The sequence below is a fragment of the Arthrobacter sp. 9V genome, assembly GCF_902506065.1.
In the GTDB taxonomy this organism is placed as follows: domain Bacteria; phylum Actinomycetota; class Actinomycetes; order Actinomycetales; family Micrococcaceae; genus Arthrobacter.
The window spans coordinates 2,121,910-2,146,549 of record NZ_LR732912.1; the positions used below are offsets into that span (position 1 = coordinate 2,121,910).

At 61.8% G+C, this 24,640-nt stretch carries 23 protein-coding genes; 10 read left to right on the plus strand and 13 right to left on the minus strand.

Going from position 1 to position 24,640, the window contains the following annotated elements:
• Positions 1-12: 12 nt before the first annotated feature.
• Both BACI9J_RS09995 and BACI9J_RS10000 read left to right on the plus strand, forming a co-directional pair.
• Positions 13-750, plus strand: coding sequence for an energy-coupling factor ABC transporter ATP-binding protein (locus BACI9J_RS09995; protein WP_159734237.1), 738 nt, complete (start codon positions 13-15; stop codon positions 748-750).
• Entirely contained in the window at positions 747-1,373 is a 627-nt protein-coding gene (locus BACI9J_RS10000; RefSeq protein ID WP_159734238.1) for an energy-coupling factor transporter transmembrane component T family protein, read from the plus strand. The genes BACI9J_RS09995 and BACI9J_RS10000 overlap by 4 nt, the downstream gene beginning before the upstream one ends.
• 25 nt (positions 1,374-1,398) lie before the next feature.
• Here BACI9J_RS10000 and BACI9J_RS10005 read toward each other — a convergent pair whose 3' ends face one another.
• The gene (locus BACI9J_RS10005) at positions 1,399-2,613 is read right to left on the minus strand and encodes a thiolase family protein (protein ID WP_236558639.1); all 1,215 of its coding nucleotides are present in this window, start codon (positions 2,611-2,613) and stop codon (positions 1,399-1,401) included.
• A 34-nt stretch (positions 2,614-2,647) separates the two neighbouring features.
• Entirely contained in the window at positions 2,648-4,039 is a 1,392-nt protein-coding gene (locus tag BACI9J_RS10010) for a class I adenylate-forming enzyme family protein (RefSeq protein ID WP_159734240.1), read from the minus strand.
• Positions 4,040-4,100: 61 nt separating this feature from the next.
• Between BACI9J_RS10010 and ypfJ the strand changes: the two genes are divergently transcribed.
• Positions 4,101-5,006 (plus strand): KPN_02809 family neutral zinc metallopeptidase, encoded by a 906-nt coding sequence (gene ypfJ / locus BACI9J_RS10015; protein WP_159734241.1) that lies wholly within the window; start codon positions 4,101-4,103, stop codon positions 5,004-5,006.
• 82 nt (positions 5,007-5,088) lie between these two features.
• On the opposite strand, the gene BACI9J_RS10020 is transcribed toward ypfJ, so the two are convergent.
• Genes BACI9J_RS10020 through BACI9J_RS10045 form a run of 6 tightly spaced genes read right to left on the minus strand, consistent with a single transcriptional unit; the run spans position 5,089 to position 10,239 of the window.
• Positions 5,089-5,421 (minus strand): metal-sulfur cluster assembly factor, encoded by a 333-nt coding sequence (locus BACI9J_RS10020; protein ID WP_089595078.1) that lies wholly within the window; start codon positions 5,419-5,421, stop codon positions 5,089-5,091.
• 13 nt (positions 5,422-5,434) lie between these two features.
• Positions 5,435-6,220, minus strand: coding sequence for a Fe-S cluster assembly ATPase SufC (gene sufC / locus BACI9J_RS10025; RefSeq protein ID WP_014921882.1), 786 nt, complete (start codon positions 6,218-6,220; stop codon positions 5,435-5,437).
• A gap of 43 nt (positions 6,221-6,263) precedes the next feature.
• Entirely contained in the window at positions 6,264-6,620 is a 357-nt protein-coding gene (locus BACI9J_RS10030; protein ID WP_089595076.1) for a non-heme iron oxygenase ferredoxin subunit, read from the minus strand.
• A gap of 21 nt (positions 6,621-6,641) precedes the next feature.
• On the minus strand, positions 6,642-7,955 hold the full coding sequence (gene sufD, locus BACI9J_RS10035; RefSeq protein WP_159734242.1) for a Fe-S cluster assembly protein SufD: 1,314 nt from the start codon (positions 7,953-7,955) through the stop codon (positions 6,642-6,644).
• Positions 7,956-7,957: 2 nt separating this feature from the next.
• Positions 7,958-9,421 carry a Fe-S cluster assembly protein SufB gene (sufB, locus tag BACI9J_RS10040; RefSeq protein ID WP_011774792.1) on the minus strand — a complete coding sequence of 488 codons (1,464 nt, stop codon included), beginning with the start codon at positions 9,419-9,421 and terminating at the stop codon, positions 7,958-7,960.
• Complete coding sequence (locus BACI9J_RS10045; protein WP_159734243.1) at positions 9,421-10,239, minus strand: helix-turn-helix domain-containing protein; 819 nt, start codon at positions 10,237-10,239, stop codon at positions 9,421-9,423. Before BACI9J_RS10045 ends, sufB begins: the two co-directional genes overlap by 1 nt.
• A 109-nt stretch (positions 10,240-10,348) precedes the next feature.
• Here BACI9J_RS10045 and BACI9J_RS10050 point away from each other — a divergent pair, with 109 nt between their 5' ends.
• From BACI9J_RS10050 to BACI9J_RS10060, 3 genes are read left to right on the plus strand one after another with little or no spacing between them, the layout of a single operon-like run.
• On the plus strand, positions 10,349-11,314 hold the full coding sequence (locus BACI9J_RS10050; protein ID WP_159734244.1) for an ABC transporter ATP-binding protein: 966 nt from the start codon (positions 10,349-10,351) through the stop codon (positions 11,312-11,314).
• Complete coding sequence (locus BACI9J_RS10055; protein WP_159734245.1) at positions 11,311-12,075, plus strand: ABC transporter permease; 765 nt, start codon at positions 11,311-11,313, stop codon at positions 12,073-12,075. The genes BACI9J_RS10050 and BACI9J_RS10055 overlap by 4 nt, the downstream gene beginning before the upstream one ends.
• A 48-nt stretch (positions 12,076-12,123) precedes the next feature.
• Positions 12,124-13,068, plus strand: a complete 945-nt coding sequence (locus tag BACI9J_RS10060; protein ID WP_159734246.1) for a COX15/CtaA family protein — start codon at positions 12,124-12,126, stop codon at positions 13,066-13,068.
• Here BACI9J_RS10060 and BACI9J_RS10065 read toward each other — a convergent pair.
• The 4 genes from BACI9J_RS10065 to BACI9J_RS10080 all read right to left on the minus strand — a co-directional run bounded on the left by BACI9J_RS10065 (position 13,065) and on the right by BACI9J_RS10080 (position 17,475).
• Complete coding sequence (locus BACI9J_RS10065; protein WP_159734247.1) at positions 13,065-15,032, minus strand: ABC transporter ATP-binding protein/permease; 1,968 nt, start codon at positions 15,030-15,032, stop codon at positions 13,065-13,067. The two genes, BACI9J_RS10060 and BACI9J_RS10065, sit on opposite strands and share 4 nt — an antisense overlap.
• On the minus strand, positions 15,029-16,126 hold the full coding sequence (locus BACI9J_RS10070; protein WP_159734248.1) for a peptidoglycan-binding protein: 1,098 nt from the start codon (positions 16,124-16,126) through the stop codon (positions 15,029-15,031). The genes BACI9J_RS10065 and BACI9J_RS10070 overlap by 4 nt, the downstream gene beginning before the upstream one ends.
• A gap of 55 nt (positions 16,127-16,181) precedes the next feature.
• Positions 16,182-16,955, minus strand: a complete 774-nt coding sequence (locus tag BACI9J_RS10075; RefSeq protein ID WP_159734249.1) for a hypothetical protein — start codon at positions 16,953-16,955, stop codon at positions 16,182-16,184.
• A 139-nt stretch (positions 16,956-17,094) separates the two neighbouring features.
• A complete protein-coding gene (locus BACI9J_RS10080) occupies positions 17,095-17,475 on the minus strand; it encodes a peptidase inhibitor family I36 protein (protein WP_159734250.1) in 381 nt (126 codons plus the stop codon).
• Positions 17,476-17,697: 222 nt separating this feature from the next.
• Between BACI9J_RS10080 and BACI9J_RS10085 the strand changes: the two genes are divergently transcribed.
• Positions 17,698-18,240, plus strand: a complete 543-nt coding sequence (locus tag BACI9J_RS10085; protein ID WP_236558845.1) for a TOPRIM nucleotidyl transferase/hydrolase domain-containing protein — start codon at positions 17,698-17,700, stop codon at positions 18,238-18,240.
• A gap of 106 nt (positions 18,241-18,346) precedes the next feature.
• Here the strand turns inward: BACI9J_RS10085 and BACI9J_RS10090 are convergent, their stop codons facing one another.
• On the minus strand, positions 18,347-19,309 hold the full coding sequence (locus BACI9J_RS10090) for a heme o synthase (protein WP_159734252.1): 963 nt from the start codon (positions 19,307-19,309) through the stop codon (positions 18,347-18,349).
• Positions 19,310-19,725: 416 nt separating this feature from the next.
• Here BACI9J_RS10090 and tkt point away from each other — a divergent pair, with 416 nt between their 5' ends.
• Genes tkt through BACI9J_RS10105 form a run of 3 tightly spaced genes read left to right on the plus strand, consistent with a single transcriptional unit; the run spans position 19,726 to position 24,640 of the window.
• Entirely contained in the window at positions 19,726-21,852 is a 2,127-nt protein-coding gene (gene tkt, locus BACI9J_RS10095; RefSeq protein WP_201296554.1) for a transketolase, read from the plus strand.
• 32 nt (positions 21,853-21,884) lie between these two features.
• Positions 21,885-23,003 carry a transaldolase gene (gene tal, locus BACI9J_RS10100; RefSeq protein ID WP_159734253.1) on the plus strand — a complete coding sequence of 373 codons (1,119 nt, stop codon included), beginning with the start codon at positions 21,885-21,887 and terminating at the stop codon, positions 23,001-23,003.
• A 5-nt stretch (positions 23,004-23,008) separates the two neighbouring features.
• Positions 23,009-24,640: a glucose-6-phosphate isomerase gene (locus tag BACI9J_RS10105; protein WP_159734254.1), complete on the plus strand. Its 1,632-nt coding sequence runs from the start codon at positions 23,009-23,011 to the stop codon at positions 24,638-24,640.

Below are 24,640 nucleotides of genomic sequence, written 5' to 3' on the forward strand. Positions count from 1 at the left end.
AACAATCGCTCCATGAATTCCATCAGTTTCAGCAGGGTTTCGGTGCGTGTCACAGTCGATGGCAGCGACACGCCCAAAACCCTGCTGCACGATTTTTCCCTGAACCTGACAGAGCGCCGGATCGGAGTAATCGGTGCCAACGGTTCCGGGAAGTCCACGCTCCTGAGGCTCATCAATGGCTTGGTTGAACCGAGTGAAGGCTCTGTAGCGGTCCACGGGGACAACACTGTTGCCGACGTCCGTCGTGTCCGGGGCAATGTGGGTTTCGTTTTCACCGATCCCCTGTCCCAACTGGTGATGCCCACTGGCCGGGAAGACGTTGAACTGTCCCTGCGCCGTTCCATCAGGAATTCGAAGGAGCGGGCGGCCCGGGCAGAAGTAGTCCTGGATCGATTCGGCTTGCTGCATCTGGCCGATCAAAGCATCTATGAACTTTCCGGCGGGGAAAGGCAGCTGCTGGCCCTGGCCGCAGTCCTTGCCGTCGAACCCGCTGTGCTGGTTCTGGACGAACCATCCACTCTCCTGGACCTCCGGAACCGCGAACTCCTGCGGCGTACGGTAGCAGGACTGGGCCAGCAGGTCATCATGTCCACGCATGATCTCGACCTCGCGCTTGATATGGACCGGGTGCTGGTGGTGGAGGCCGGGCGCATCGTGTTCGACGGCGATGCTGCCGGGGGCGTCGCCCGATACCGTGAGCTCTGCGCGGCTCCGCTGCCTGGTGCCCGCTTGGGTGATGTGTCCAAGTGAGAGGCCATGGTTTCTTGATTGCGAACTATGTTCGTGGAGATTCGATCATCCACCGCACTCCCCTATGGGCGAAGTTCCTGGTGGTGGCGGCCTGCGGAGCGGCGTCCTTCCTTATTGTGGACTGGGCCGTTTCGCTGATGATTTTCCTCATCATGTGCGGAATGTTCTTGCTCACCGGCGCCGGCTTCCATCGACTTCTCCGGGCTATCTGGTTAGTGGCGCCTATCCTGCTGGTAATTGGACTCTTTCAATGGTGGCAACTCGGTGGGCCCACGGCGGCCCGAATAGTGCTGAACGTGCTCGTCTGTGTGGTGGCAGCATCAGTCCTGACGGCAACAACTCCCGTGCAGGACCTGCTTGACGGCGTGGTGGCCATGGCAAAACCATTCCGTCGTTTCGGTGCCGACCCGGAACGTTTCGCCCTGACTATCGCCGTAATGCTCAGGAGCATCCCCTTCATCGCTGGCGCATTCTCTGACGTGCGGGACTCAGCGCGGGCACGCGGCCTTGAACGCAATCCCCGCGCACTGGTACTTCCCGTCTTCATCACTACAGTGGCGTATGCCCGCCAGACCGGTGACGCGTTGGCAGCCCGTGGGCTGGGGGAACCGGAGAGGGACTAAGCCGGGAGGCGCCTGGACCATGGTGCTAGAGCCGTATGTACTGCAGCAAAGCTGCGGTTCCCATGCCTCCCGCGATGCTGATCATTGCCAACGCCAGCGCGCTCTCGCCCCGCAATGCATGGCTGCGGCGCGCCTGCGCCATCAAGCGGGTGACCAGGACCGCGCCGGAGGCTCCGTAGCCATGACCCAAGGCCAGCGCTCCGCCGTCAAGGTTCGCTTTTTGAGGATCAACTCCCAGGTACTCCAGGCAGGCGATGGCCTGGGAGGCGAAGGCCTCGTTGAACTCCACCAGATCAATCTCTGCTGCGGCCAGTGCGTGGCGCTCCAGAAGCCCTTGGGCAGCATGGGCGGCTCCGATACCAAGGAGTTCCGGATCAACCCCCGCAGTGTGGCAGCCCAAAACCACCATCCCGTCAACCGCGCCAAGCGCACGGGCGCGTTTCAGCGACGTCACGACGACGGCGGACGCTGCGTCCGCGTCGAAGCATGAGTTCGCTGCCGTGACTGAACCGCCCGCCACGAATGCTGCAGGGAACCTCGCCATCAGCGGGGCGCGCAGTGAAGCCCTGGGGCCATCGTCAGAGTCCACCAGTTTTTCTTTGCCTTGAAGCGGAACAATCTCCTCCGCAAAGACTCCCGTTCTGGCGGCTTCAACGGCTCGATGATGGCTCCGGAGAGCGTACTCGTCCTGTCTCTGGCGCGTCACGCCGAATTGACGTGCGACGTTCTCCGCCGCAACACCCATGTCAGGGTCCCCGAACCGTTGCGGCACAAAGCTGGCCCGGGAGTAGAAGTCGAGTCCGCCGTCGTCGCTCCTATTTGCCCGTACCGGCGCAGTACTAATACTCTCAACGCCGCCAGCCAGAAACAGCGGGTCACCGCCGGCGGCAACCAGCCGGGATGCCAGAGCAATGGCGTCAAGGCCGGAGCCGCACTGGCGGTCAACAGTGATGCCTGGAACACTGATGGGCAAACCAGCCTGGAGCGCGGCGAACCTGGCCACATTCCCGCCGCCGCCCACGGCGTTCCCCATGATCACGTCCTCCACGTCCCCGGGCTCCACCCCTACTGCTTCCACGAGGGACTCCAGTAAAGGTGCCAGGAGGTCCGGCGCGCGGAGACTCTTCAGCTGACCGTTGGCGCGGCAAATCGGCGACCTCAGCGCAGCAATGATCACCGGCTGCCGTGCCTCATCGGATCCGCTGAGCAAACCTGAACGGTTGCTCAAAGACTTCGCCATAGGCAAGGGCCCGCCGCTATGCAAGGGCTCGCCGCTATGCAAGGGCCCGCGCCCGGGGGTCATGATTCTTGACCCAGTCCAGGAGGACTTTTCTGCTGATCTTGCCCCGGTCCGTCATGGGCAGTTCCGACAACACGAAGTACTGCACTGGCCATTTGTCCCGTGCCAGCAGCCCATCCAGGCCCGTGCGGAGCTGGGTGGCAGTAAGCGCACCACAGGCAGGAACGACGCCGGCAATCACCTTTTGGCCGCGGATGTCGTCGGGCGCACCAGCGGCAACAGCAACATCCACACCGGGTACGGATGCGACGGCAAGCTCAACCTCATGCGGGTAGACGTTCTTTCCCGAGGTGATGATCATGTCCGAGCGCCTGCCAAGGATGTGAAGGGTACCGTTCTCCAGAAAGCCCTGGTCTCCCACCGTGTACCAGCCATCCAGGCATCGCAAGGCCTGCCCGTCGTCGCCCCACAGGTAGCCGTTGCTGACCATTGGGCTGCGGACACTAATGTTTCCGTGCTCGCCCTCCGGGAGTGCCCTGCCCGCGTCATCGAGGATGTTCAGCTCTACCCCCGGAAATGGCAGGCCGATGCCTGTACCGCCGGCGTCCAACGGTTCACCCGCAGCCAGTCGGGTACCGGAGACAAAGCTCAACTCAGAGGCACCGTAGTACTCGAAGATGGCCGCGTGTGGAGCCCACCGACGAGCCGCCTCCAACGTACGGGCATCCAACTTGGAACCCGCGCAGATGATGCTGCGGATGCCGGAAGCATCAACGTCCCCGGCCAATCCCCTCTCGCTAAGCAACCTCAGCGCCGTGGGAGCCAGGACCAGGCGGGTGATGCCATCGTGGTTGATGGCAGCATGGGCGTCGCCGACGTCGAAGGATTCAAGGGTGTGAAAAGCTGCGCCCGCGTACAGGCACTCCGAGAGGGCGTAGAGGTTCAGGCTGGCCGATAACGGCCCGGGGGCAAGGGTCCGATCGTCCTGTGAGAGGCCAAAAAACTCTACGGAGGCCTCGAACGACATCTGCCATGAACGCCGGGACCTGGTGAAGGCTTTGGGAACCGACGTGGTCCCGGACGTCAAGCCGATAAGGAAGGTGCTCGCCGGATCCCCGTCCACCAGTTCCGCCTCAACCGGCCTGCTGGTCCCGAGGACGCGGGAAGAAACTTCATCGATCATCGGTGCAGGCCACTCCGGGTCCAGAACGGCACAGCGACGCTCCCCCGCAACAGCAGCCGCATAGCGTTCCACGAAGCGGACAGAGTTGGGCTCAGCCAGAACAGTAGTGGCTGGGGCAGACCCCACCAGGCCGGCTGCGGCGTCGCGGAGTCCCGACCAGGTGAGCCGGCCGCTACCCACAACGACGGCGGTGTGGTGGGGGCGCTCCTCGGCCCAGAGCTGAAGTTTATCCAGGAAAGGCATCCAAACAATTTTACGGCAGTGTCCGGCACCGGGCACCAAAAGTGACGTCTATTCTGACTGTATGAGTTTCAATGACGGCGCACAGCTTGACCCCTCCCAGGTGGAGGACCGACGCGGCAGTGGCATGGGCCGCGGGACAAAAATAGGTGGTGGCATCGGCGGCGGCATAGTGGTGCTGCTCCTGGCACTCTTTGGCATCAATCCCAACATCCTTGGGGACCTGACCGGGGGCGGAGGCCAACCCCCCGCCGTCGAAAGCGGCAGTGCGGGAGCAGGCGGCCTCCAGGAATGCCAGACCGGTGCCGACGCGGACAAACGACTGGACTGTCGGATCACCGGCACGGTGAACAGTCTGAATGCATTCTGGCCTGATTACCTGGCGGACTACAACGTCCAGTACCCGCGTCCAAAGACAGTGATCTTCAGCGAAGCCACCAACACCGGCTGTGGGGCTGCCACGAGTGCCGTGGGTCCGTTTTACTGCCCTGCAGACACCACTGCCTACTTCGACCCCGGCTTCTTCGATGAACTGGTGACCCGCTTTGGCTCCTCCGGTGGTCCTCTTGCACAGGAATATGTAGTGGCTCACGAGTTTGGACACCATATCCAGAATGTCCTCGGAAACCTTGATCAGGCGCAACAGGACCCGCAGGGGCCCCAATCAGGAGCCGTCCGGGTGGAACTCCAAGCTGATTGCTATGCGGGGCTGTGGGTCCGGCATGCCACGACTCAAACGGACGCCAGCGGCAAACCGTTCCTTGACCCCCTCACCCAGCAGGACCTGCAGGATGCGCTCTCCGCCGCTTCCGCAGTCGGCGACGATCGCATCCAGGAAGCAGCCACCGGCCGCGTCTCACCCGAGTCATGGACGCACGGTTCCAGCGAACAACGGCAGAAATGGTTCTATCAGGGGTACACCACCGGAGACATCAACAAGTGCGACACCTTCGGTGTAACTGCTCCATAAGGCACGACGAAATGAAAAAGGAAGGGTTCCGGGTGATATACCCGGAACCCTTCCTTATACCCGCTGAGCGGGCGAATGCTGATCAGATGTTGAAGCCGAGGGCCCGCATCTGGTCCTTGCCGTCATCGGTAATCCGCTCGGGACCCCATGGCGGCATCCATACCCAGTTCAGGCGCCAGTCATCAACTACGCCGTCAAGGGACTTGCCAACCTGCTCTTCAAGCACGTCCGTCAGCGGACAGGCCGCCGTGGTCAGTGTCATGTCGATCAGGAGCGCGCCGTCGTCGTCGGAGTACTTGAGTCCGTAAAGGAGGCCCAAGTCCACAATATTGACCCCGAGCTCGGGGTCAATGACGTCCTTGAGCGCTTCCTCGACGTCCTCGAGGCTGGTTCGCGCCGTGTTGATTTCGGTCATGGAACGATCCTAACTAGGCCTGCACAGCAGGAGCAACGGCAACGCCGGCGCCTGGGGCGTAGCGGTCGTAGCCCTCGTCTTCAAGGCGGTCTGCGAGCTCGGGGCCGCCCTCTTCAACAACCTTGCCGTCAACGAACACGTGAACGAAGTCCGGCTTGATGTAGCGCAGGATGCGGGTGTAGTGGGTGATGAGCAGCGTGCCCATGTTTCCCTCTTCGTGGGCGCGGTTGACGCCCTCGGAGACAACCTTCAAGGCGTCCACGTCAAGGCCTGAGTCGGTCTCATCAAGGATGGCGAACTTCGGCTTGAAGAGTTCCAGCTGAAGGATTTCAACACGCTTCTTCTCACCACCGGAGAAGCCCTCGTTGACGTTACGCTGTGCGAAATCGGCGTCGATACGGAGCTGCTGCATGGCAGCCTTGACGTCCTTGGTCCACGTGCGCAGAGCCGGCGCTTCGCCGTCGATCGCGGTCTTGGCGGTGCGCAGGAAGTTGGTCATGGTCACGCCGGGAACTTCCACCGGGTACTGCATGGCCAGGAAGACGCCTGCACGGGCGCGTTCGTCGACGCTCATTTCCAGAACGTCCTCGCCGTCCAGCGTGATGGTGCCGCTGGTGACGTTGTAGCGCGGGTGTCCGGCGATGGTGGAGGCAAGAGTGGACTTACCCGAGCCGTTGGGACCCATGATGGCGTGTGTTTCACCGGTCTTAATGGTGAGGCTGACGCCCTTCAGGATCTCCTTGGTGCCCTGTTCCGTCTCGATGCTGACGTGCAGGTCCTTGATCTCAAGAGTTGACATGCTCTTCTTTCTTTCCGTTCGTAAGTCTGGCGGTACTGGGCGCTCAGTAGTGATCTACCGAAGCGCCGTTCACAACGTTGGTCACATCCACGTAAACGTCGTCTCCGTCGATGGTGACGGCGAAAACCGGGACGGGATCATAAGCAGGCAGCTGGAGAGGTTGTCCGCTGCGGAGGTCGAACTGGGAACCGTGTCCCCAGCATTCGATCGCGCAGCCTTCAACCTCACCCTCGGACAACGAGATGTCCGCATGCGAGCAGGTATCGGCGATGGCGTGGATCTCGCCCATCGAATCCTTGACGATGGCTACGGGGTAGTCATCGATCAGGACACGCAGCGCTTGCTTGACCTGGATGTCATTGGCGTTGCATACCAGTTCGCCCTTGGTTTCTTCACTCATTGTTGCTCTGCCTGGCCTGTCTTAGTTGTCGGTCGCGGCGAGTTCGCGCTCAACGGCTGCGGTCAGGCGATCTTCGATCGCCGGGACCTTGATCTGCTGGATGATCTCGTTGAGGAAGCCTCGGACCACCAAGCGGCGGGCAACCTTTTCCGGGATGCCGCGGGCCATGAGGTAGAACAGGTGCTCGTCGTCGAAACGTCCGGTGGCGCTGGCGTGGCCCGCACCCTCAATCAGGCCGGTTTCGATTTCAAGGTTGGGAACCGAGTCGGCCCGTGCACCGTCGGTGAGCACCAGGTTACGGTTGGCCTCGTAGGTATCCGTTCCTTCTGCTTCCTTGCGGATCAGGACGTCGCCAACCCACACGCTGTGTGCATTACGGCCCTGAAGGGCGCCCTTGTAAAGAACGCGCGACTTGCAGTTGGCCACTGCGTGGTCAACGAACAGGCGCTGCTCAAGGTGCTGTCCGGCGTCGGCGAAGTACAGGCCGAACATTTCGACGTCGGCACCGGGAGCCGTGAAACGCGTGGACGGCGTGACGCGAACGAGGTCGCCACCAAGGCTGACAACGATGTGCTTGAACTTCGCGTCGCGGCCGATCTTTGCCTGCTGGGATGACGCGTGAACCGCGTTATCTGCCCATTCCTGCAGGGAGACAACGGTCAGCTCAGCGCCGTCCTCAACAATGATCTCCACGTTCTCGGAGACAACAGCGGAGCCCTGGTGATCCAGAACAACCACTGCCTTGGAGAAGCGTTCTGCCACAATCACGATGTGCTGGGCCGAAGGTGCCTCACCGGCGCCGGTGATCAGGACGGAAACTTCGCTCTCGGCCTGCAGCTCGGCAGGAACGGTGACCACAGTGGCCTCGGCGAAGTTCTCCCACGCGTTGGCGGACACAAGGTCCTCGGGGATGGCCGCCTGGCCAATGCGCTTGTCATCGCGGCCAACGGTTTCAACAACGACGCCGGCCGGTGCGGTGACGCTGACAGCCGGAGCTTCGCCGTTAAGGACGTCCGTGTGAAGGCCGCGCAGTCGCTTCAACGGAGTGAACCGCCAGTCTTCCTCAAGGCCGTTCAGCGGCTTGAAGTCTGCCTTCTTATAAGAAGTCAGACGCCCTGCGCGGGAGCTGTCGGGGATGCCGACGCCGCCACCATGAGAGTGGCTCTTGGCCGAAGCGCCGCCGAGTGGACCAGCAGAAGGCTGCTCCGACGTCGTGCTGGTGTTTGTTCCGGTGTTGACGGGCGAAAGGTTCTCGCCTTCCTCGGTGAAGCCGTTGATAAACGGCTGGGCCGAGGGCGCGCCGATGCGCGCCTTTTCAGTAGTGATATCAGTCATTGTTAACCGACGGACCCTTCCATCTGCAGTTCAATCAGGCGGTTCAGCTCAAGAGCGTATTCCATGGGCAATTCACGGGCGATCGGCTCGATGAAGCCGCGCACGATCATGGCCATGGCCTCGTCTTCAGGCATTCCGCGGGACATCAGATAGAAGAGCTGCTCTTCGCTGACGCGTGAAACGGTGGCCTCGTGGCCCATCACCACGTCATCCTCGCGGATGTCGATGTACGGGTACGTGTCCGAGCGGGAAATGGTGTCCACCAGGAGGGCATCACAACGGACCGTGTTGGCCGAGTGCTTTGCGCCTTCGCGGACCTGAACCAGGCCGCGGTAAGCTGCGCGTCCGCCGCCACGGGCCACGGACTTGGAAATGATGGAGCTCTTGGTGTTCGGTGCAATGTGCACCATCTTGGACCCGGTGTCCTGGTGCTGGCCCTCGCCGGCGAAGGCGATGGACAGCGTCTCACCCTTGGCGTGCTCGCCAACGAGGTAAACGGCCGGGTACTTCATGGTCACCTTGGAACCGATGTTGCCATCGATCCACTCCATGGTGGCGCCCTCTTCGCAGATAGCGCGCTTGGTCACCAGGTTGTACACATTGGTGGACCAGTTCTGGATGGTGGTGTAGCGGACGCGGGCGCCCTTCTTCACGATGATTTCCACAACAGCCGAGTGCAGTGAGTCCGAAGTGTAGATCGGAGCCGTGCAGCCTTCGATGTAGTGAACGTACGAGTCCTCGTCTGCGATGATCAGCGTGCGCTCGAACTGGCCCATGTTTTCGGTGTTGATGCGGAAGTACGCCTGGAGCGGGATGTCCACGTGAACGCCCTTGGGCACGTACACGAACGATCCGCCGGACCATACGGCCGTGTTCAGCGACGCAAACTTGTTATCGCCCACCGGGATGATGGTGCCGAAGTACTCCTGGAAGATCTCCGGGTGCTCGCGCAGTGCTGTGTCCGTGTCCAGGAAGATGACGCCCTGGGCTTCCAGGTCCTCACGGATCTGGTGGTAGACAACCTCGGACTCGTACTGGGCTGCTACGCCGGAGACGAGGCGGCTGCGCTCAGCTTCGGGGATACCAAGCTTTTCGTACGTGTTCCGGATGTCTTCCGGAAGGTCTTCCCACGTTGCCGCCTGCTTCTCGGTGGAACGCACAAAGTATTTGATGTTGTCGAAGTCGATGCCGGAGAGGTCTGCACCCCAGGTAGGCATGGGCTTACGGTCGAAGTACTTGAGGCCCTTCAGCCGCAGATCGAGCATCCATTCGGGCTCGTTCTTCTTCGAGGAGATGTCGCGGACGACCTCCTCGTTGAGGCCACGACGGGCGTTGGCGCCGACGTCGTTCTTGTCGGCCCAGCCGTACTCGTAGTTTCCGATACCGTGCAGTTCGGGATTCTTCTCCAGAATCTCCGAGATCACAGTGCCGTCAGCTACCGCTTTCTCTGCTATTTGGTCCGTCATCACGGCCTTTCTTGCTGGTTGTTTGATTCCTGGTACGGGTCCCCGGACTGCTCTGCGACATCCGGAGATGACGTGGCAGCCGGGCGCCCGGTAGGTATGTGGGTGGTGCAAACATGTCCGCCTTGCGCGAGTGTGGAGAGGCGCCGGACATCGACGCCCACCAAACGCGAGAAGACCTTGGTCTCGGTATCGCAAAACACGGGAAACTCTGCCGCGAGCCGCTGAATAGGGCAATGACCTTGGCACAGTTGGACGCTTGACAGCGCCGCGGGCAGCGGAGCTTTGGCCTCAATGGAATGGGCTGAAGCTACGAAGCGATCGCGACTAAGTGCCTTGGAAAGTGCCATGGCCCGGGCAGTGATGTCATCACCCGCGGCCTCGACCTCAGGAGCATAGCGCCGTTCCATGTCCGAGAAGCGTTCCTCGGCGTATTCACGGACTGCACCTTCGCCGGCGAGTTCCTGAAGGCGGCGGAGGGCTGAGCTGGCGATGTTCAGGTAATCGTCGCCAAGAGTGGACTGTCCCTGGGAGCTCAGGACGTAGCGGCGTGCGGGACGTCCCGCGCCGGAACCGGCCTTGGCCACACGCTTGACCTCGATCACGCCGCTGCGCTCCAAGTGATCGAGGTGGCGGCGGACTGCTGCCGGCGTAAAGCCGAGGAGGTCGCCGAGTTCAGCAGCGCTCACCGGGCCGTTCTCCAGGACGGCGCTCAGGACGCGGTCCCTTGTGCGGTCATCCGCGTCCGGCAGCGCAGGCGGGGCAACGAAGGCCTCTGCTGCTGCAGCATGCCGTGAGGGCATGGAAGTTGGACTGCTCATGGAATACACAACACAATCATGTCGTAATTTGTTTCATGCATCCAGTAAGGCAAGACTGACCTTTGCAAGCTGCCAAGTGTGACCGTACTACTTCCCGTAGAATACTCTGGTGCGATCCCCCGATTCTCCTGTCCTCACCATAGATGGACTCATTAAGGATGTAGGCCCCCTGGCCTCCCTTGACGGCAAAATGCTCAGGGTGGTCAGCGGACTCTCCCTGGTGGCCGAACGCGGCCAAGTGACTGCCTTGTTGGGAGCGAACGGCGCCGGTAAAACCACAACCCTGGAATGCGCCCAAGGCCTCCAGAAGCGAACAGGCGGCAGCATCTCCCTGCTTGGCGGGGATCCGGATACGGCGGGTGCCCACTTGAGATCCCGCGTAGGTGTGATGCTCCAGGACGGCGGCCTCCCGCCGTCGGCCCGTCCCATACCGCTGCTGCGACACATTGCCGGCATGTACCAAAGGCCCATGAACGTTGATGACCTGGTGGAACGCCTGGGCATCAACCAGTTCAGCCGGACCAGCGTGCGCCGCCTTTCCGGTGGACAAAAGCAGCGGCTGGCCCTGGCGGCAGCGCTGGTGGGAAATCCCGAAATCCTGTTCCTCGACGAGCCCAGCGCCGGCTTGGATCCGCAATCCCGGCAGATGGTTTTTGACCTCATAGCCGAGCTTAGGGATGCAGGGATGGGCATTGTATTGACAACCCATCTGATGGATGACGCGGAGCGCTTGGCGGACTACGTCTACATCATCGACGGCGGCCACAACGTAGTTGAGGGAACAGTCGCCGAGCTGCTCCGGCATGATCATGCCGGGGACTCTGCCATTACGGACCGGACGCTCTACTTCGACGCGCCTGCCGGACTCGACTTTGCCGGAGCTTTGGGGCCGGACCTCCAGCTGACTGAGACACGCTCCGGGAGCTACTCGATCACGGGTTCCATCGCGCCGAAAGATCTGGCGGCACTGACAGCCTGGTGGGCTGAACGGAACATCATGCCCGCCTCACTGCGCTTGGAAGCGCGCAGTCTTGAGGACGTGTTCCTGGACATTTCAGGAAGGGACCTCCGATGAGTAAGTTGCTTTCCCCCAACGCCGGACCGGCATCGTTGCCGCGCCGGATCATGCAACAGGGGCGCTATGAGACCATCACCATGCTGCGTAACGGTGAACAACTCATCCTCGCTGTGGTCCTGCCCTTGATGGCGCTCGTGGGCCTGGCTGTCACTCCGTTGCTGGACGGCCTCGGCGGATCCCGCGTCGACGTCGCCACGCCGGGGATCCTGGCGCTATGTGCCATGTCCACGGCCTTCACCGGCCAAGGCATCGCCACCGGCTTCGACCGGCGCTACGGCGTTCTCCGATTCCTTTCCACTACTCCCCTTGGCAGAGGCGGACTCATTGCCGGCAAGATCCTGGCCGTGTTGGTAGTCCTTCTTCTTCAGGTAGTGGTTGTGGGTGCCGTTGCGGGCATGCTGGGGTGGCACCCACGGCCGGAGGCCTGGCTTCCGGGGCTCGGGCTGCTTATTCTCGGCGCCGCTGCATTTACTGCGCTTGGCCTGCTGGTTGCCGGTACTGTGCGGCCGGAAGCTACCTTGGCCATCACCAACCTGCTGTGGATTCTCCTCGGGGCTCTGGGCGGAATTGTGGTCCCGGCCGAACGATTGCCCTCGTTGCTTCAAGGCATCGTTCATTTCCTTCCTTCCGGGGCATTAGGGCAAGCGCTTCGGGACGCCTTCCTGTTGGGCATCGTTCCCTTCCCCGCTGTCCTGGTCCTCCTGCTGTGGACCGTACTGGCCGGCGCCGCGGCCATCCGATGGTTCAAGTGGAACTAACCCGTCCAGGCACCAACCACCAACGCAGAACTGAGAAGTGAGACGACTGTGAGCACGGCATCACGCCTACCGAAAACTGTCCAGAGATTGACATCCAAGCTGCCCACGGAGGTCAACAAGGCCGTGCGTCGTTTGGCGTTGTTCTCGCTCATAGGGCAGACCATTCTGGTGGTGACCGGTGGCGCCGTGAGACTCACCGCTTCCGGCCTTGGCTGCCCCACGTGGCCGCGCTGTACCAGCGATTCGTTGGTGAACACCCCGGAGATGGGCATTCACGGCTTCATCGAATTCGGTAACCGCTTGTTGACCTTCGCGCTTGCGGCTGTTGCCGCCATGATGTTGGTGTACCTGTGGAACCTCCGCAAGGAACGTCGCGATCTCTTCTTGCTTGCCTTGGGACTTCTTGCCAGCATTCCGGCTCAGGCAATCATCGGTGGAATCACGGTTCTGTCCGGCCTCAACCCCTGGGTAGTGGGCCTGCACTTCCTCGTCTCCATGGCCCTGGTGGTCTTTGCCACCCTGTTGGTCAACCGGGCTTACGGGCGGACAGGGCGCTTCATGAACCGCACCTTGACGCCACTTCCCGCCGTCGCCCGTCCTGTAATGCTTGCCGTGGCAGTTTTCTCCGCACTTTCGGTGATGCTGGGCGTCGTCGTGACGGGAGCCGGGCCTCACGCCGGAGACGCAGATGCTCCCCGCAACGACCTCGACTGGGACCTCTTCTCCCACATCCACGCCGTTCCCGCGTACCTGATCACGGCCGGGACCCTGTTCGCTGTGTTCCTGGTGTTTCGCCACAAGATCGGCGGCCCTTTCCGTACCGCGGCCTACCTGCTGCTGGGTGTGACACTTTTGCAGGCTGTCGTCGGCTTTACCCAGTACTACAACGGGATCCCGGCCCTCCTGGTCGGTGCACACATGTTCGGTGCTGCGGTTCTGATGAGCGCCTCAACCAATGCGGCCGACGTGGCAAAGCACAGCCCACTTAGCTAGCCCCGGATCAGCTGGGCCGGATTCGCCCGCGAGGCCACTGCCGCCGGATAGACCGCAGAGAGAAGGCCGCTGAGAAGTCCTGCTCCAATACCCCAAAGGGCCGCAGTTGCCGGGATTACCGGGACCCAGCCCTCGTTTTCGGCGTAGGCAAGCGCCGCGCCCACGCCTACGGCAGAACCGGCCGTGCCGCCCAGTACACCCACTACCGCCCCTTCCATCAGGAACATGGAGGCCAGAGCGCTCTTACGCATGCCCAGCGCGAGCCTGAGTGCAATCTCCTGGGACCTCCCAAGCACTCCTAGATACATGGTGGTACCGGCACTGAGACTCGCAATAACCAGTAGGATCACCGAAACGATCGCCACCATCCGGCCGAGGTCCGTGTTTATTCCGTGTTTGAGATCCCTCAGGTCAGCAACGGTCTGCACCGTGATTGCCTCGGCTGCCGCGGGACTGAGGGCCTTTGGGAGGACTTCCGCTATGGCCGCAGGCGCGCCTGTGTGCGTACGAAGGACCAAGCTCGCGTTCACCTTGGTTGACGCTATTGGGTAGGACCCAACGCCGACCACAACGGCGCCTTCCAGGACAGGGTCCCGTCCCGGATCGTCGATGATTCCTGCCACAGCCACTGGCTCACCGTAGAGCCAGATGACGACGCCGGGTCCCGGCTTTGCGATGCCCAGTTGGCGAGCGGCGCCCTGACCGAGCACCGCCACCGGGGCCCCGAATGAGTTGTCCAGCAAGGCGCTGTCTCCGGACAAGAGAGTTGCGCCCTGCAGCCGAAGGTAGGCGGCGTCGGCGATGCGGACTCCACCAATGAAAGCGGGTGCCTCCAGCACGGCCCCCGGACGGAAAGTCGCCGGTTGAGCTTCAGTGGCCGGGAGATCGGCCACAACGCCTGCATCGACGACCCCAGACAGTAGCCTTGATGCTGCCAGGTCAGTAGACACCTGCTTCCAAGAGGCATATCCGCCGTCCCGTGTAGCCCTCACTTCATCGTTGGATGCCGCGTCTATGCGCGCGGTAACCTTGACGGCAGCACTTTCACTGAGCCCTACGGCTGCAACCAAGCCGCCGCTGCCGAGAAGGAAGGCAAGCACCAAAAGCAGCGCCTTGGCCGGGCGGATCGTCAGGGTGGAGAGCGCGTCAGCCGTGAGGTCGATGATTTCGTCGCGACGCCGTCGGACCAGTTTTGGTTGGCCTCCCTCAACATACGTGTGTTCGTGGGCGTCGTCGTGTACGCGGACCTTATGTCCTGTGTCCTCTACGATTTCGCCATCCCGCATGGTGACGATCCTGTCCGCGGTAGCTGCGATGGCGGGATCGTGGGTGACCATAACCACCGTTGTGCCGGTCAGCTGGAGCTCGCGGAGGTGGTCAACCACTATTTGCCCATTGGCGGTGTCCAGGCTTCCTGTTGGCTCATCGGCCAAAATGACATCGGGAGCACCTATGACTGCCCTTGCCATCGCCAGGCGTTGCCGCTCGCCACCGGATAGCATAGCGGCGGGGGTGGCTGCGCGACCCTCCAAGCCAAATCTTCGCAACGTGGGAATGACCAGCCGATTTTGCTCTTTCCAGGCGACTCCGCGTGCCCGGAGGCCCAGGACGGCGTTCCGGGCGGCGGCATCCCGACCCACCATATGCGATTCTTGGAACACGAAGCCGAATACGCGTGCCCGGAGTGACGCCCGCTCAGCGGCCGGTACCTCCCCCATATCGTTCCCATGGACTAGATACGAGCCGGCGGTCGGTGTGTCTAAAAGGCCCAGAATGTTGAGAAGAGTTGACTTGCCGGAACCCGAGGGCCCTACGATAGCCAGGAACTCGCCCGAATAGATGTCGAGGTGCACCCCGGACAGGGCTTTGGTGCCAGGAAATCCGCGGCTCGCATTTCGCAGTGAGATAATTGGGCTAGGGGATTTGGGTTCAAGGACGTGCTCTTCCTCTCCTTTCCCACTCACGGCAGCATCACCTTGACTCCCACATCGAGGCCTTCCACATTGTCGATCGCAGCCCATCCGTCAGCCTGCGCTGTGACGGTGACGTCAACCCGGTGCGGACCAGCTTCTCCGGCTACCTGGACATAGGCGACGCCCATTTCCTGTCGGATGGCGAGGAGCGGCACCGCGAGCGTCTCAGCCGGTGCGTTCCCGGACGTCACCGTGACAGATTGCTGCGGAGCCAGGCCTGTCGTCCCCGGCGGAATCGACGCTGTGATGTCCATCCCCGGAATGATATTTCTGCTGCTGTCCCCCTCGGTGAATCCACCTACCGCAGTCACCGTGGTAGTCACCGCCAGTGCTCCTGCTCTGACAGTGACTGAAGTTCCGACAGCGAAGCTCTCCGCTTGAAGGACATCTGCCCTCGCGACGATGGTGTCGTCGGAGACGGAAATCTGTGCGACGACCCCGTCCTCGGCCAGGACCGCGCCAGTCCCGGCGAGGGAGGCAATTCTGCCTGCATCACCGGGCACCTGGACGAAGTCCCGCCAGCGGACCATAGCGGCAGGTGCGGCCTTGGCCCCTGCCATGTTGGTTGACTCGGTAGGAGCCGAGGCCGGCGGAACCGGGGCTGGGAAGCCTGCATTTCCGTACCAGGTTTTCAGCGCTTGTTGTGTCTGCTGGTCAAAGGTGCCATTGGTCTTCACGGCAAGCCCAAGGCCAGCCAACGCCGCCTGAAGTGCCCGCACGTCTGGTCCGGAGTCGCCCGGGATGATGTCCCTGTACAGCGGAACGCTGGCTGGCATAACGAGGAGGGGGTGCCCGGAAACGACGGCGAGCAATTCACCTGGCTCCACAAAATCTCCCACCGCCTTGGGCGTGGAGGTAAGAATCAACCTGTCTGTACCGTCTGCCAGGCTGGCAGTGACAGGGGACGTATTCCCGGCCACCACCATTCCCGCAAGCGTGACTTGTTGGGCCACTGCGCGACGTTCAACGGTGGCGGAAACGGGAATCACGGCAGTTACATCTTGCTGGGACGTGGCCAAAGCAGCAGCCTGGGAGCCAGCCCAATAGGCCGCGACCAACCCTGACAAGACCAGTGCTACGGCCACTAACAATAGCCACCAGCGGGGTACCCGCTTCATGGCGGGGCCACTTCGGTGCAGCTCAAAGCCGCGCATCGGCCACGCCGTGATCGCGAAGAACCTGCTTGGCCCGCTCAACCGAGGCCTTCTTTTGTTCAGCCAAAGCGTTAAGTTCGGCCTGATGCTCTTTTATCAGGGCAGCTTGGTACTGCGCGAAGATGTCATACGGTTTTCGGGCACCCCCGCTGGACTCCTTGCAGTCAACGTCGAGTACAGCAACGCGGATTTCGTCCTCCTTGGAGCCACCCGACTCGACAGTCCAGGTATCACCGGCGCCCAGCTTCAGTCCCTTCTCAGCGAGGCATTCCTGCCAAGCTTCGCGATACGCAAGATATTCAGGGTCACGGGCCGTGAGCCCTACGGCGTCCTGAGTAATCTGTTGCTGGACTGAGAGATCACCTGCCAAGCCTTCAAGGAGTTCCGGGAAGCCGGCACGCCCCACGGTGTTGCTGCACTTGGCCTCTGCCCGCTCGCGCTCCGGGCTTTGGCCGGGTCGTTCCGCCTGTGCAGGCAACAGGCCTGGAATTATGCGGATCTGTGGCAGATTTCCGTTCTTCGCGGCCAACGACCGCGACCATTGTCCGTACCTGCGCTCCTGAAGTGCTTTTCCGTCACCGCCCCACGTGGCCACAGTGAAACCGGCTTCCTCAACGCAGTCATAGATAAGGAATGCCACTGCGTAGTTGACCAGAACGTTCTCACGGTCCGAGTACCAGTAAGCACTCATCGGTAGCACCATCTCCCCGGTGGCCTCATTGAGGATAGCCCGGGCTCCAGCTCCAAGTGCACGGTCCACGGCGGGAAGGCTGCGGGTTGGAACCGGAGCCGGCGATGAGTCAGTCTGCGCGGAGCAGGCGGTTGTCATGCAGGCAACCACCAGCAAAGCCACGGCACTGCGTCCTGCGAGCCCAAACCTCTTTGGAATTGGCAATGCCTCAGCCCCAAACGCTCGTGATTTCATCGTCCCAGTTGCGGTTAGGCGTCATGTAGATGCCGCGCAGATCATTTGATGCATTGCCTGCACGAAAGACCACACTGTTGCCAACAAAGTTGTTGTCAACATAGAGGTATACGTAGGGTGAAGCCGGATCTGAGGCCGGTCCGACCACCACGGAACTTCCCTTGTCATTGGCGTCGACACCCACGTTGTACGTGACCCAACCGAAAGATCTGGAGGTGCCGGTGAACCAGTAGTTGTCGTACAGGCACACTCGGCCGCTGGAGCACGTGGGTGCAGCTTCGGCCGCAGTGACTCCACCAAATACCGAGGCTGAAGCAAGTGCAAAAACTCCGGCGGTGCGCAAGATGTTCTTCATGTATGTCCCCTAGGTTCGTGCGATGCGGAACCACTCTGTTCCATCACGAACGCTAAGGCTTCGAGGCCAGCACCTAGACGCGTTTTCACGAATTAGGTGGCGTTTAAGCACGAATTAGGTGCCCCAAAGCCCCAAACTAGGTACTGCCTCGGGGCTTCTAGGTGCTGGCCCGTGACGTCCCGGAGCCTCGTCATTCTCGTCGGCCATACTGGTCATGTGCAGATGACAACGGTGTTGGTGGAAGGTGAGAGCGACCGTCTCGCGGTGAAAGCGTTGGCTCAGCGGCTGGGCCATGATCTGCAAAGACAACGAGTTTCGATCGTTCCGATGGGTGGGGCTACCAACATTGTCCATTTCCTCGACCGCTATGGCCCGAAGGGAGAAAACCACCGGCTGCTGGGGCTCTGTGACTCACGTGAATCCCTGGGCATTGCCCGCGCCCTAACCAAGGCAGGCATGGGCTCTGCTTCGCTGATCCAGCTGGGGTTCCAGGTCTGTGAGGCTGATTTAGAGGACGAACTTGTTCGTTGCCTGGGCGTAGACGGGGTGCTGAGCGTCATTGCAGAACAGGGTGAGCTCGCATCGTTTGAGCTTCTTCAGCGGCAGCCGTCGTTGCGGGAGCTGCCTCTGGAAAGACAACTGCGGAGGTTTTTCGGTGGCCGCAGCGGCAACAAGATCCGGTATGCGCCCCTGCTGGTCTCCGCACTGCCCTCCGGCAAGGCACCTCCCCCGCTGGATCGATTGGTTGCATCCTTTGAGAACTGAGGGAGCGTTGGGGTTATGCCCGAGGGACGTGAGGGAGCGTTGGGGTTATGCCCGAGGGATGTGAGGGAGCGTTGGGGTTATGCCCGAGGGACGTGAGCGGGCGGTGCTAGCCGCCGACGATCGGCGACCCGATGAACGGATCCACAGCCAAGGCGATGAACAGCAACGTGAGGTAGCTGATGGAACCGTGGAACACCTTCATGGCGCCCTTGTTGGAGACGTCGCCACCCTGAGCACGCTTGTACAAGGCGTGGCTCTCGTAAAGGAACCATGCACCGGCGGCAACGGCGACGATGGTGTAAACCCAGCCTGCCCCGCCCGCCGGGACCATCAGCAGTGAGCAGGCAACCATGGCCCACGCGTAGAGGACTACCTGTACGGAGACTACCTTCGCACCGGCAATGGCGCCGAGCATTGGAACGTTGGCGTTACGGTAGTCCTCGCCGTACCGCATGGACAGCGGCCAGTAGTGAGGAGGCGTCCAGAGGAAAATCACCATGAACAGAACAATGGCAGGCCACTCGACCGTGTTGGTGACTGCCGCCCAGGCGATGAGAACGGGGAAGCATCCGGCAGCGCCGCCCCAGACGATGTTCTGGGCTGTGCGCCGCTTCAGGATCATGGTGTAGATCACTACATAAAAGACGATCGCACCGAGGCCCAGCCAAGCCGAAAGCGGGTTCGCGCCGAACCATAGGATGGCGATGGAGGCGGCGCCCAGGATCCAGGCGAAGATCAGGGCCTCTCGCGGAGTCACCTCACCGGTGACCAGCGGACGCTTCTCCGTGCGGTGCATCAGTTTGTCGATGTCGCGGTCGATGTAACAGTTGAAGACACCCGCACTGCCGGCAGCGAACGCGCCGCCAACCAGGGTGGCGAGGATCAGCCCGATTGAAGGGAAACCGCGTTGAGCAAAGATCATGGTGGGCAGTGTGCTGACCAGGAGCAGCTCGATGACCCGCGGTTTGGTCAGAGCCAGATACGCCTTGAATTTACGGGACATTCCGATGCTTCCCCGGGCCGGGGACGCGTTAAGGGGCGTATCAGTTGTGCTCACGGCGGCAGTCACTCTGTTCTATGCTCTGGGGTTCTCGCAGCGGCTGCCGTCCCTCAAAACGGGCGCACGAACCGCTGCTGGCCTCCAAATATCATACCGTGGCGGAAAGAGGGCCGATGTCCGCAAAATACGTCAATGTTTCCGAATCTTCACTCCCCCGCCGGGCCATCGTGATTCATATAAGGGAATTTCTGTCCAGTTAGTGGGATTTCCTGAGTTCCATGACACGTTTAGGGCTAAGCTGTTGAGCAGATCAGCACACGTTGACCATCCGGGAAACCGTATTCTCGGATATCCGTGCGTCTGGATGAGAGATCAACGTTTCAATGGTGAACGGCTGGTAGACACATTGCAGCGGGCGCCATCCTGTGCTTCCTGCGTGCCGTGTCCGTACGCCTGCCGTCAGCACAGAGAGGGGCTCGGTTTTCGTGCCACATTTGGAAGAGCAAGAACTGTCATGGACCGATCTGGACAAGAAGGCAGTTGACACCGTTCGCGTGTTGGCCGCTGACGCCGTGGAGAAGGTCGGAAACGGCCACCCTGGTACGGCGATGAGCTTGGCTCCGGCAGCGTACCTGCTGTTCCAGAAGCTGATGCGCCACGATCCGAAGAACCCGGACTGGATCGGCCGCGACCGGTTCGTCCTGTCCCCCGGTCACACGTCTTTGACCCTTTACATCCAGCTGTTCCTCTCCGGCTACGGGCTGGAACTGAAGGACCTTGAGGCACTGCGTACCTGGGGTTCACTGACCCCGGGACACCCCGAGTACAAGCACACCGCAGGTGTTGAAATCACCACCGGCCCGTTGGGCCAGGGGCTTGCCTCGGCTGTTGGCTTTGCTTACTCACAGCGTCGCCAGCGTGGCCTGTTCGACGCCGATGCTCCCGCCGGCGAATCGCCGTTCGACCACACCATCTGGGTGATCGCTTCCGACGGTGACCTCCAGGAAGGCGTCACCTCCGAGGCTTCCTCACTGGCCGGTCACCAGGAACTGGGCAACCTCGTAGTGATCTACGACGAGAACCACATCTCCATCGAAGACGACACCGACGTCGCCTTTACCGAAGACGTCCTCAAGCGCTACGAAGCGTACGGCTGGCACACCCAGCGCGTGGACTGGACCAAGACCGGCGACTACGTCGAAGACGTCCAGGAGCTCTACTCGGCGCTGCTGGCTGCGAAGGCTGAGACGAACAAGCCGTCCATCATCTCGCTGCGCACCATCATCGGCTACCCGGCACCAAAGAAGCAGAACACCGGGAAGATCCACGGCTCTGCCCTGGGTGCCGAGGAAGTCGCAGCACTGAAGACTGTCCTTGGTTTCGATCCGGCCAAGTCCTTCGACGTTGACGAAGAAGTTCTGGCCCACGCCCGCAAGGTCCTGGACCGCGGCGCCGACGCACGCGCTGCCTGGCAGGAGAGCTTTGAAGCATGGCAGTCCGCCAACCCGGACGCCGCCGCCCTGCTGGAGCGTGTAGAGGCCAAGAAACTGCCGGCTGAGCTCGATGCAGCACTTCCCGTGTTCGAAGCAGGCAAGGACGTTTCAACCCGTGCAGCCTCAGGCAAGGTCCTGAACGCCGTCGGCCCGGTCCTGCCTGAGCTCTGGGGCGGTTCGGCCGACCTCGCCGAGTCCAACAACACCACCATTGAGGGTTCGCCGTCGTTCATTCCGACGTCGCGCTCCACGGATGCCTGGAAGGGCAACCCGTACGGTCGTGTGCTCCACTTTGGTATCCGTGAGCACGCTGCCGCCTCGATTGTGAACGGCATCTCCCTGCACGGTCGCACCCGTGCCTTCTCCGGCACGTTCCTGATCTTCAGTGACTACCAGCGCCCGGCCATCCGCCTCGGCGCGCTGATGGGTGTGCCGTCACTGTACGTGTGGACGCACGACTCCATCGGCCTGGGCGAAGACGGCCCCACCCACCAGCCGGTGGAACAGCTTGCCTCGCTGCGCGCCATCCCGGGCCTGGACGTTGTCCGCCCCGGTGACGCGAACGAAGTTTCCGCAGCGTGGAAGGCCATGCTGGAGAACCACGAGAACCCGGCCGGCATTGTCCTGACCCGTCAGAACATCCCCACTTACGCCCGCGGCGAAGGCGAAGCAACAGGCGACACGTTCGGCTCCACCGCAGGTGTGGCCAAGGGCGGCTACGTGCTGGCCGAGGCCTCCAAGGACGGCGAAACCGTTGACGCGCAGGTCATCCTGATCGGCACCGGCTCGGAAGTCCAGCTCGCCGTGCAGGCCCGCGAAGCATTGCAGGCCGAAGGCATCGCAGCACGCGTCGTGTCCATGCCGTGCGTTGAATGGTTCAACAAGCAGGACGAGGCCTACCGCGAGTCGGTGCTCCCGGCATCGGTGAAGGCCCGTGTTTCGGTTGAAGCCGGCCTGGCTCTGGGCTGGCGTGAATTCGTCGGTGACGCCGGCCGTTCCATCTCCCTGGAACACTTCGGCGCCTCGGCTGACTACAAGCGGCTCTTCAACGAATTCGGCATCACCGCCGAAGCTGTCGCCGCCGCCGCCAAAGACTCCCTCGCAGACTCCAACGCATAACCGTCTGCTTCCCTCTCACAGGAGAAAAACACATGTCAAGCACTCCCACGCAGCAGCTTTCCGACGCCGGCGTTTCCATCTGGCTCGATGACCTCTCCCGCACCCGCCTGGAAACGGGCACGCTTCAGAAGCTCATTGACGAGAAGAACGTGGTTGGTGTGACCACCAACCCGTCAATCTTCCACGCCGCGATCACGGCCGGTACGGACTACGATGCCACCATCGCAGCGAAGGCCGCGGCCGGTGCCAGCGTCGAAGAGACCATCTTTGAAATCACCACGACGGATGTGGCCGACGCCTGCGATCTTTTCGCCCCGGTAGCCGCCGCCACCAATGGTGTGGACGGTCGCGTCTCCATCGAGGTGGACCCCCGCCTGGCCTGGGACACCGCAGGAACCATCGCCGAGGCCAAGCACCTCTACGCGAAGGTCAACAAGGACAACGTCCACATCAAGATTCCGGCAACCCTGGAAGGCCTTGAAGCCATCACGGCAACCCTGGCCGAGGGCATCAGCGTCAACGTGACCCTGATCTTCTCCCTGGAGCGCTACCGGGCCGTCATCAACGCTTTCCAGTCCGGCCTTGAGCAGGCCAAGGAGAACGGCCACGACCTCTCCAAGATCCACTCCGTGGCATCTTTCTTTGTCTCCCGCGTTGACTCCGAGATCGACAAGCGCCTCGACGCCATCGGCACCGATGAAGCCAAGGCACTCAAGGGTAAAGCCGGCGTTGCCAACGCACGCCTTGCCTACCAGGTCTACGAAGAGCTCTTCTCCACTGAGCGCTGGGCAGTGCTTGCCGAGGCTGGCGCACTCCCTCAGCGTCCCCTGTGGGCATCCACCGGTGTCAAGGATCCGGCCTACCCGGACACCCTTTACGTAACCGAACTGGTGGCGGCCGGCGTGGTAAACACCATGCCGGAAAAGACACTGGACGCCACGTTTGACCACGGGGTAGTCACTGGTGACACCATCACCGGCACTTATGACGAAGCCAATGAGACCCTCAACGCCCTCGAAGCCCTCGGCGTCTCCTACAACGACGTCGTCACGCTCCTTGAGACAGAAGGCCTTGAGAAGTTCGTGGGCTCCTGGAAGGAACTCCTCGCCGACGTCGAAGGCGCACTCGCCACTGCACGGAAGGCTTCCTAACTAACATGAGCACCATCAGCTACGACGCCAGCGGTGCCGCCCAAGAGGCCATCGCGCAGCATATTGACAGCTTGGTTGAGGAAAAGATAGCAACCCGGATTTTCGCGAAGGACCACACACTGTGGGGTCCTGAGGCCGAGTCCGAGTCTGCGATCCGTCTCGGCTGGGTAGAAGCTGCCACTGTGTCCCAGCCTTTGGTTGAGGACATTGTGGAACTTCGTGATGCCCTTCGTGCCGAAGGAGTGACCCGCATTGTCCTGTGTGGGATGGGTGGGTCCTCCTTGGCTCCCGAGGTCATCGCCGGTACCGCCGGCGTCGAGCTGACCGTGCTGGACAGCACAGACCCCGAACAGGTCAGTGCTGCTCTGGCAGACCGTTTGGCGGAGACGGCAATTGTGGTTTCCTCCAAATCCGGTTCCACCGTTGAGACCGACTCCCAGCGGCGTGTGTTTGAGAAGGCGTTCAACGACGCCGGTATCGATGCCAAGAGCCGGATCATCATCGTCACGGATCCTGGTTCGCCTTTGGACAAGGCTTCCCGCGAGGCCGGTTACCGCGCTGTGTTCAACGCCGATCCCAATGTAGGAGGCCGCTTCTCGGCGCTTACTGCATTCGGCCTTGTTCCGTGTGGTCTGGCCGGTGTGGACATCCAGGCGTTCCTGGACGAAGCGGAGGAGGCAGCTGAGATTCTCAATGAGGATTCGGCTGACAACATTGGTTTGGCTCTTGGTATCGCTTTGGGTGGTACCAACCCTCTGCGCAACAAGATTGTCATCGCCGAGGACGGCTCGGGCATTGTGGGTTTCGCTGACTGGGCTGAGCAGCTGATCGCGGAGTCCACGGGCAAGCTGGGCACTGGTGTCCTGCCGGTGGTTGCAGGCCCGGATTCCCCGGAGGCCCATGGCGGAGCCGCCGACGTCCTGGCGGTACGCCTGGTTGGTGCTGATGACGACGTCGAGCTTCGTGAGAACGAGGTTGCGATCGCCGGTGGCCTGCCTTCGCAGATGTTCGTGTGGGAGTTCGCCACTGCAGTAGCGGGCCGTCTGTTGGGCATCAATCCCTTTGATCAGCCCGACGTCGAGGCTGCCAAGGTTGCTGCGCGCGGGCTCCTTGATGCCCGTCCTGAACCCACCCCGGCCGCGTTCACCGATGGAGCCGTGGAAGTACGCGGCGGCGAATGGCTCGGCTCCGCGTCGACTGCCACAGAAGCTGTGCAGGCGCTCCTTGGCCAGTTGGGTCCGGATGGTTACTTGAGCGTTCAGGCCTACCTGGACCGCATTTCGTATGCGCCACTGGAAGGTGTCCGTGATGAACTCGCGGCCGTGACCAGGCGTCCAGTGACGTTCGGTTGGGGTCCGAGGTTCTTGCACTCCACCGGCCAATTCCACAAGGGTGGACCGGCCATTGGAGTTTTCCTTCAAGTAACGGCAGCGTCAAAAACGGATCTGGAGATCCCGGAGCGGCCCTTCACGTTCGGCCAGCTCATTGCCGCACAGGCCTCGGGCGATGCCCAGGTGCTGGAAGGTCACGGCCGCCCGGTATTGCGCCTGCACCTCACCGATCGCGCGGCGGGTGTAGCTCAACTCCAGGAACTCGTCTCTGCTTTGGCCAAACAAGCCAGCGCACTCGAAAGCTAA

Bases quoted from the DNA above. Each gene is read 5' to 3' on its own strand.
- BACI9J_RS10045 (WP_159734243.1), bottom strand. From the start codon at position 10,239: ATGAGCAGTCCAACTTCCATGCCCTCACGGCATGCTGCAGCAGCAGAG.
- sufB (WP_011774792.1), bottom strand. From the start codon at position 9,421: ATGACGGACCAAATAGCAGAGAAAGCGGTAGCTGACGGCACTGTGATC.
- ypfJ (WP_159734241.1), top strand. From the start codon at position 4,101: ATGAGTTTCAATGACGGCGCACAGCTTGACCCCTCCCAGGTGGAGGAC.
- sufC (WP_014921882.1), bottom strand. From the start codon at position 6,220: ATGTCAACTCTTGAGATCAAGGACCTGCACGTCAGCATCGAGACGGAA.
- BACI9J_RS10080 (WP_159734250.1), bottom strand. From the start codon at position 17,475: ATGAAGAACATCTTGCGCACCGCCGGAGTTTTTGCACTTGCTTCAGCC.
- BACI9J_RS10055 (WP_159734245.1), top strand. From the start codon at position 11,311: ATGAGTAAGTTGCTTTCCCCCAACGCCGGACCGGCATCGTTGCCGCGC.
- BACI9J_RS10085 (WP_236558845.1), top strand. From the start codon at position 17,698: ATGACAACGGTGTTGGTGGAAGGTGAGAGCGACCGTCTCGCGGTGAAA.
- BACI9J_RS10010 (WP_159734240.1), bottom strand. From the start codon at position 4,039: ATGCCTTTCCTGGATAAACTTCAGCTCTGGGCCGAGGAGCGCCCCCAC.
- BACI9J_RS10005 (WP_236558639.1), bottom strand. From the start codon at position 2,613: ATGGCGAAGTCTTTGAGCAACCGTTCAGGTTTGCTCAGCGGATCCGAT.
- tal (WP_159734253.1), top strand. From the start codon at position 21,885: ATGTCAAGCACTCCCACGCAGCAGCTTTCCGACGCCGGCGTTTCCATC.
- BACI9J_RS10020 (WP_089595078.1), bottom strand. From the start codon at position 5,421: ATGACCGAAATCAACACGGCGCGAACCAGCCTCGAGGACGTCGAGGAA.
- BACI9J_RS10105 (WP_159734254.1), top strand. From the start codon at position 23,009: ATGAGCACCATCAGCTACGACGCCAGCGGTGCCGCCCAAGAGGCCATC.
- BACI9J_RS10030 (WP_089595076.1), bottom strand. From the start codon at position 6,620: ATGAGTGAAGAAACCAAGGGCGAACTGGTATGCAACGCCAATGACATC.
- BACI9J_RS09995 (WP_159734237.1), top strand. From the start codon at position 13: ATGAATTCCATCAGTTTCAGCAGGGTTTCGGTGCGTGTCACAGTCGAT.
- sufD (WP_159734242.1), bottom strand. From the start codon at position 7,955: ATGACTGATATCACTACTGAAAAGGCGCGCATCGGCGCGCCCTCGGCC.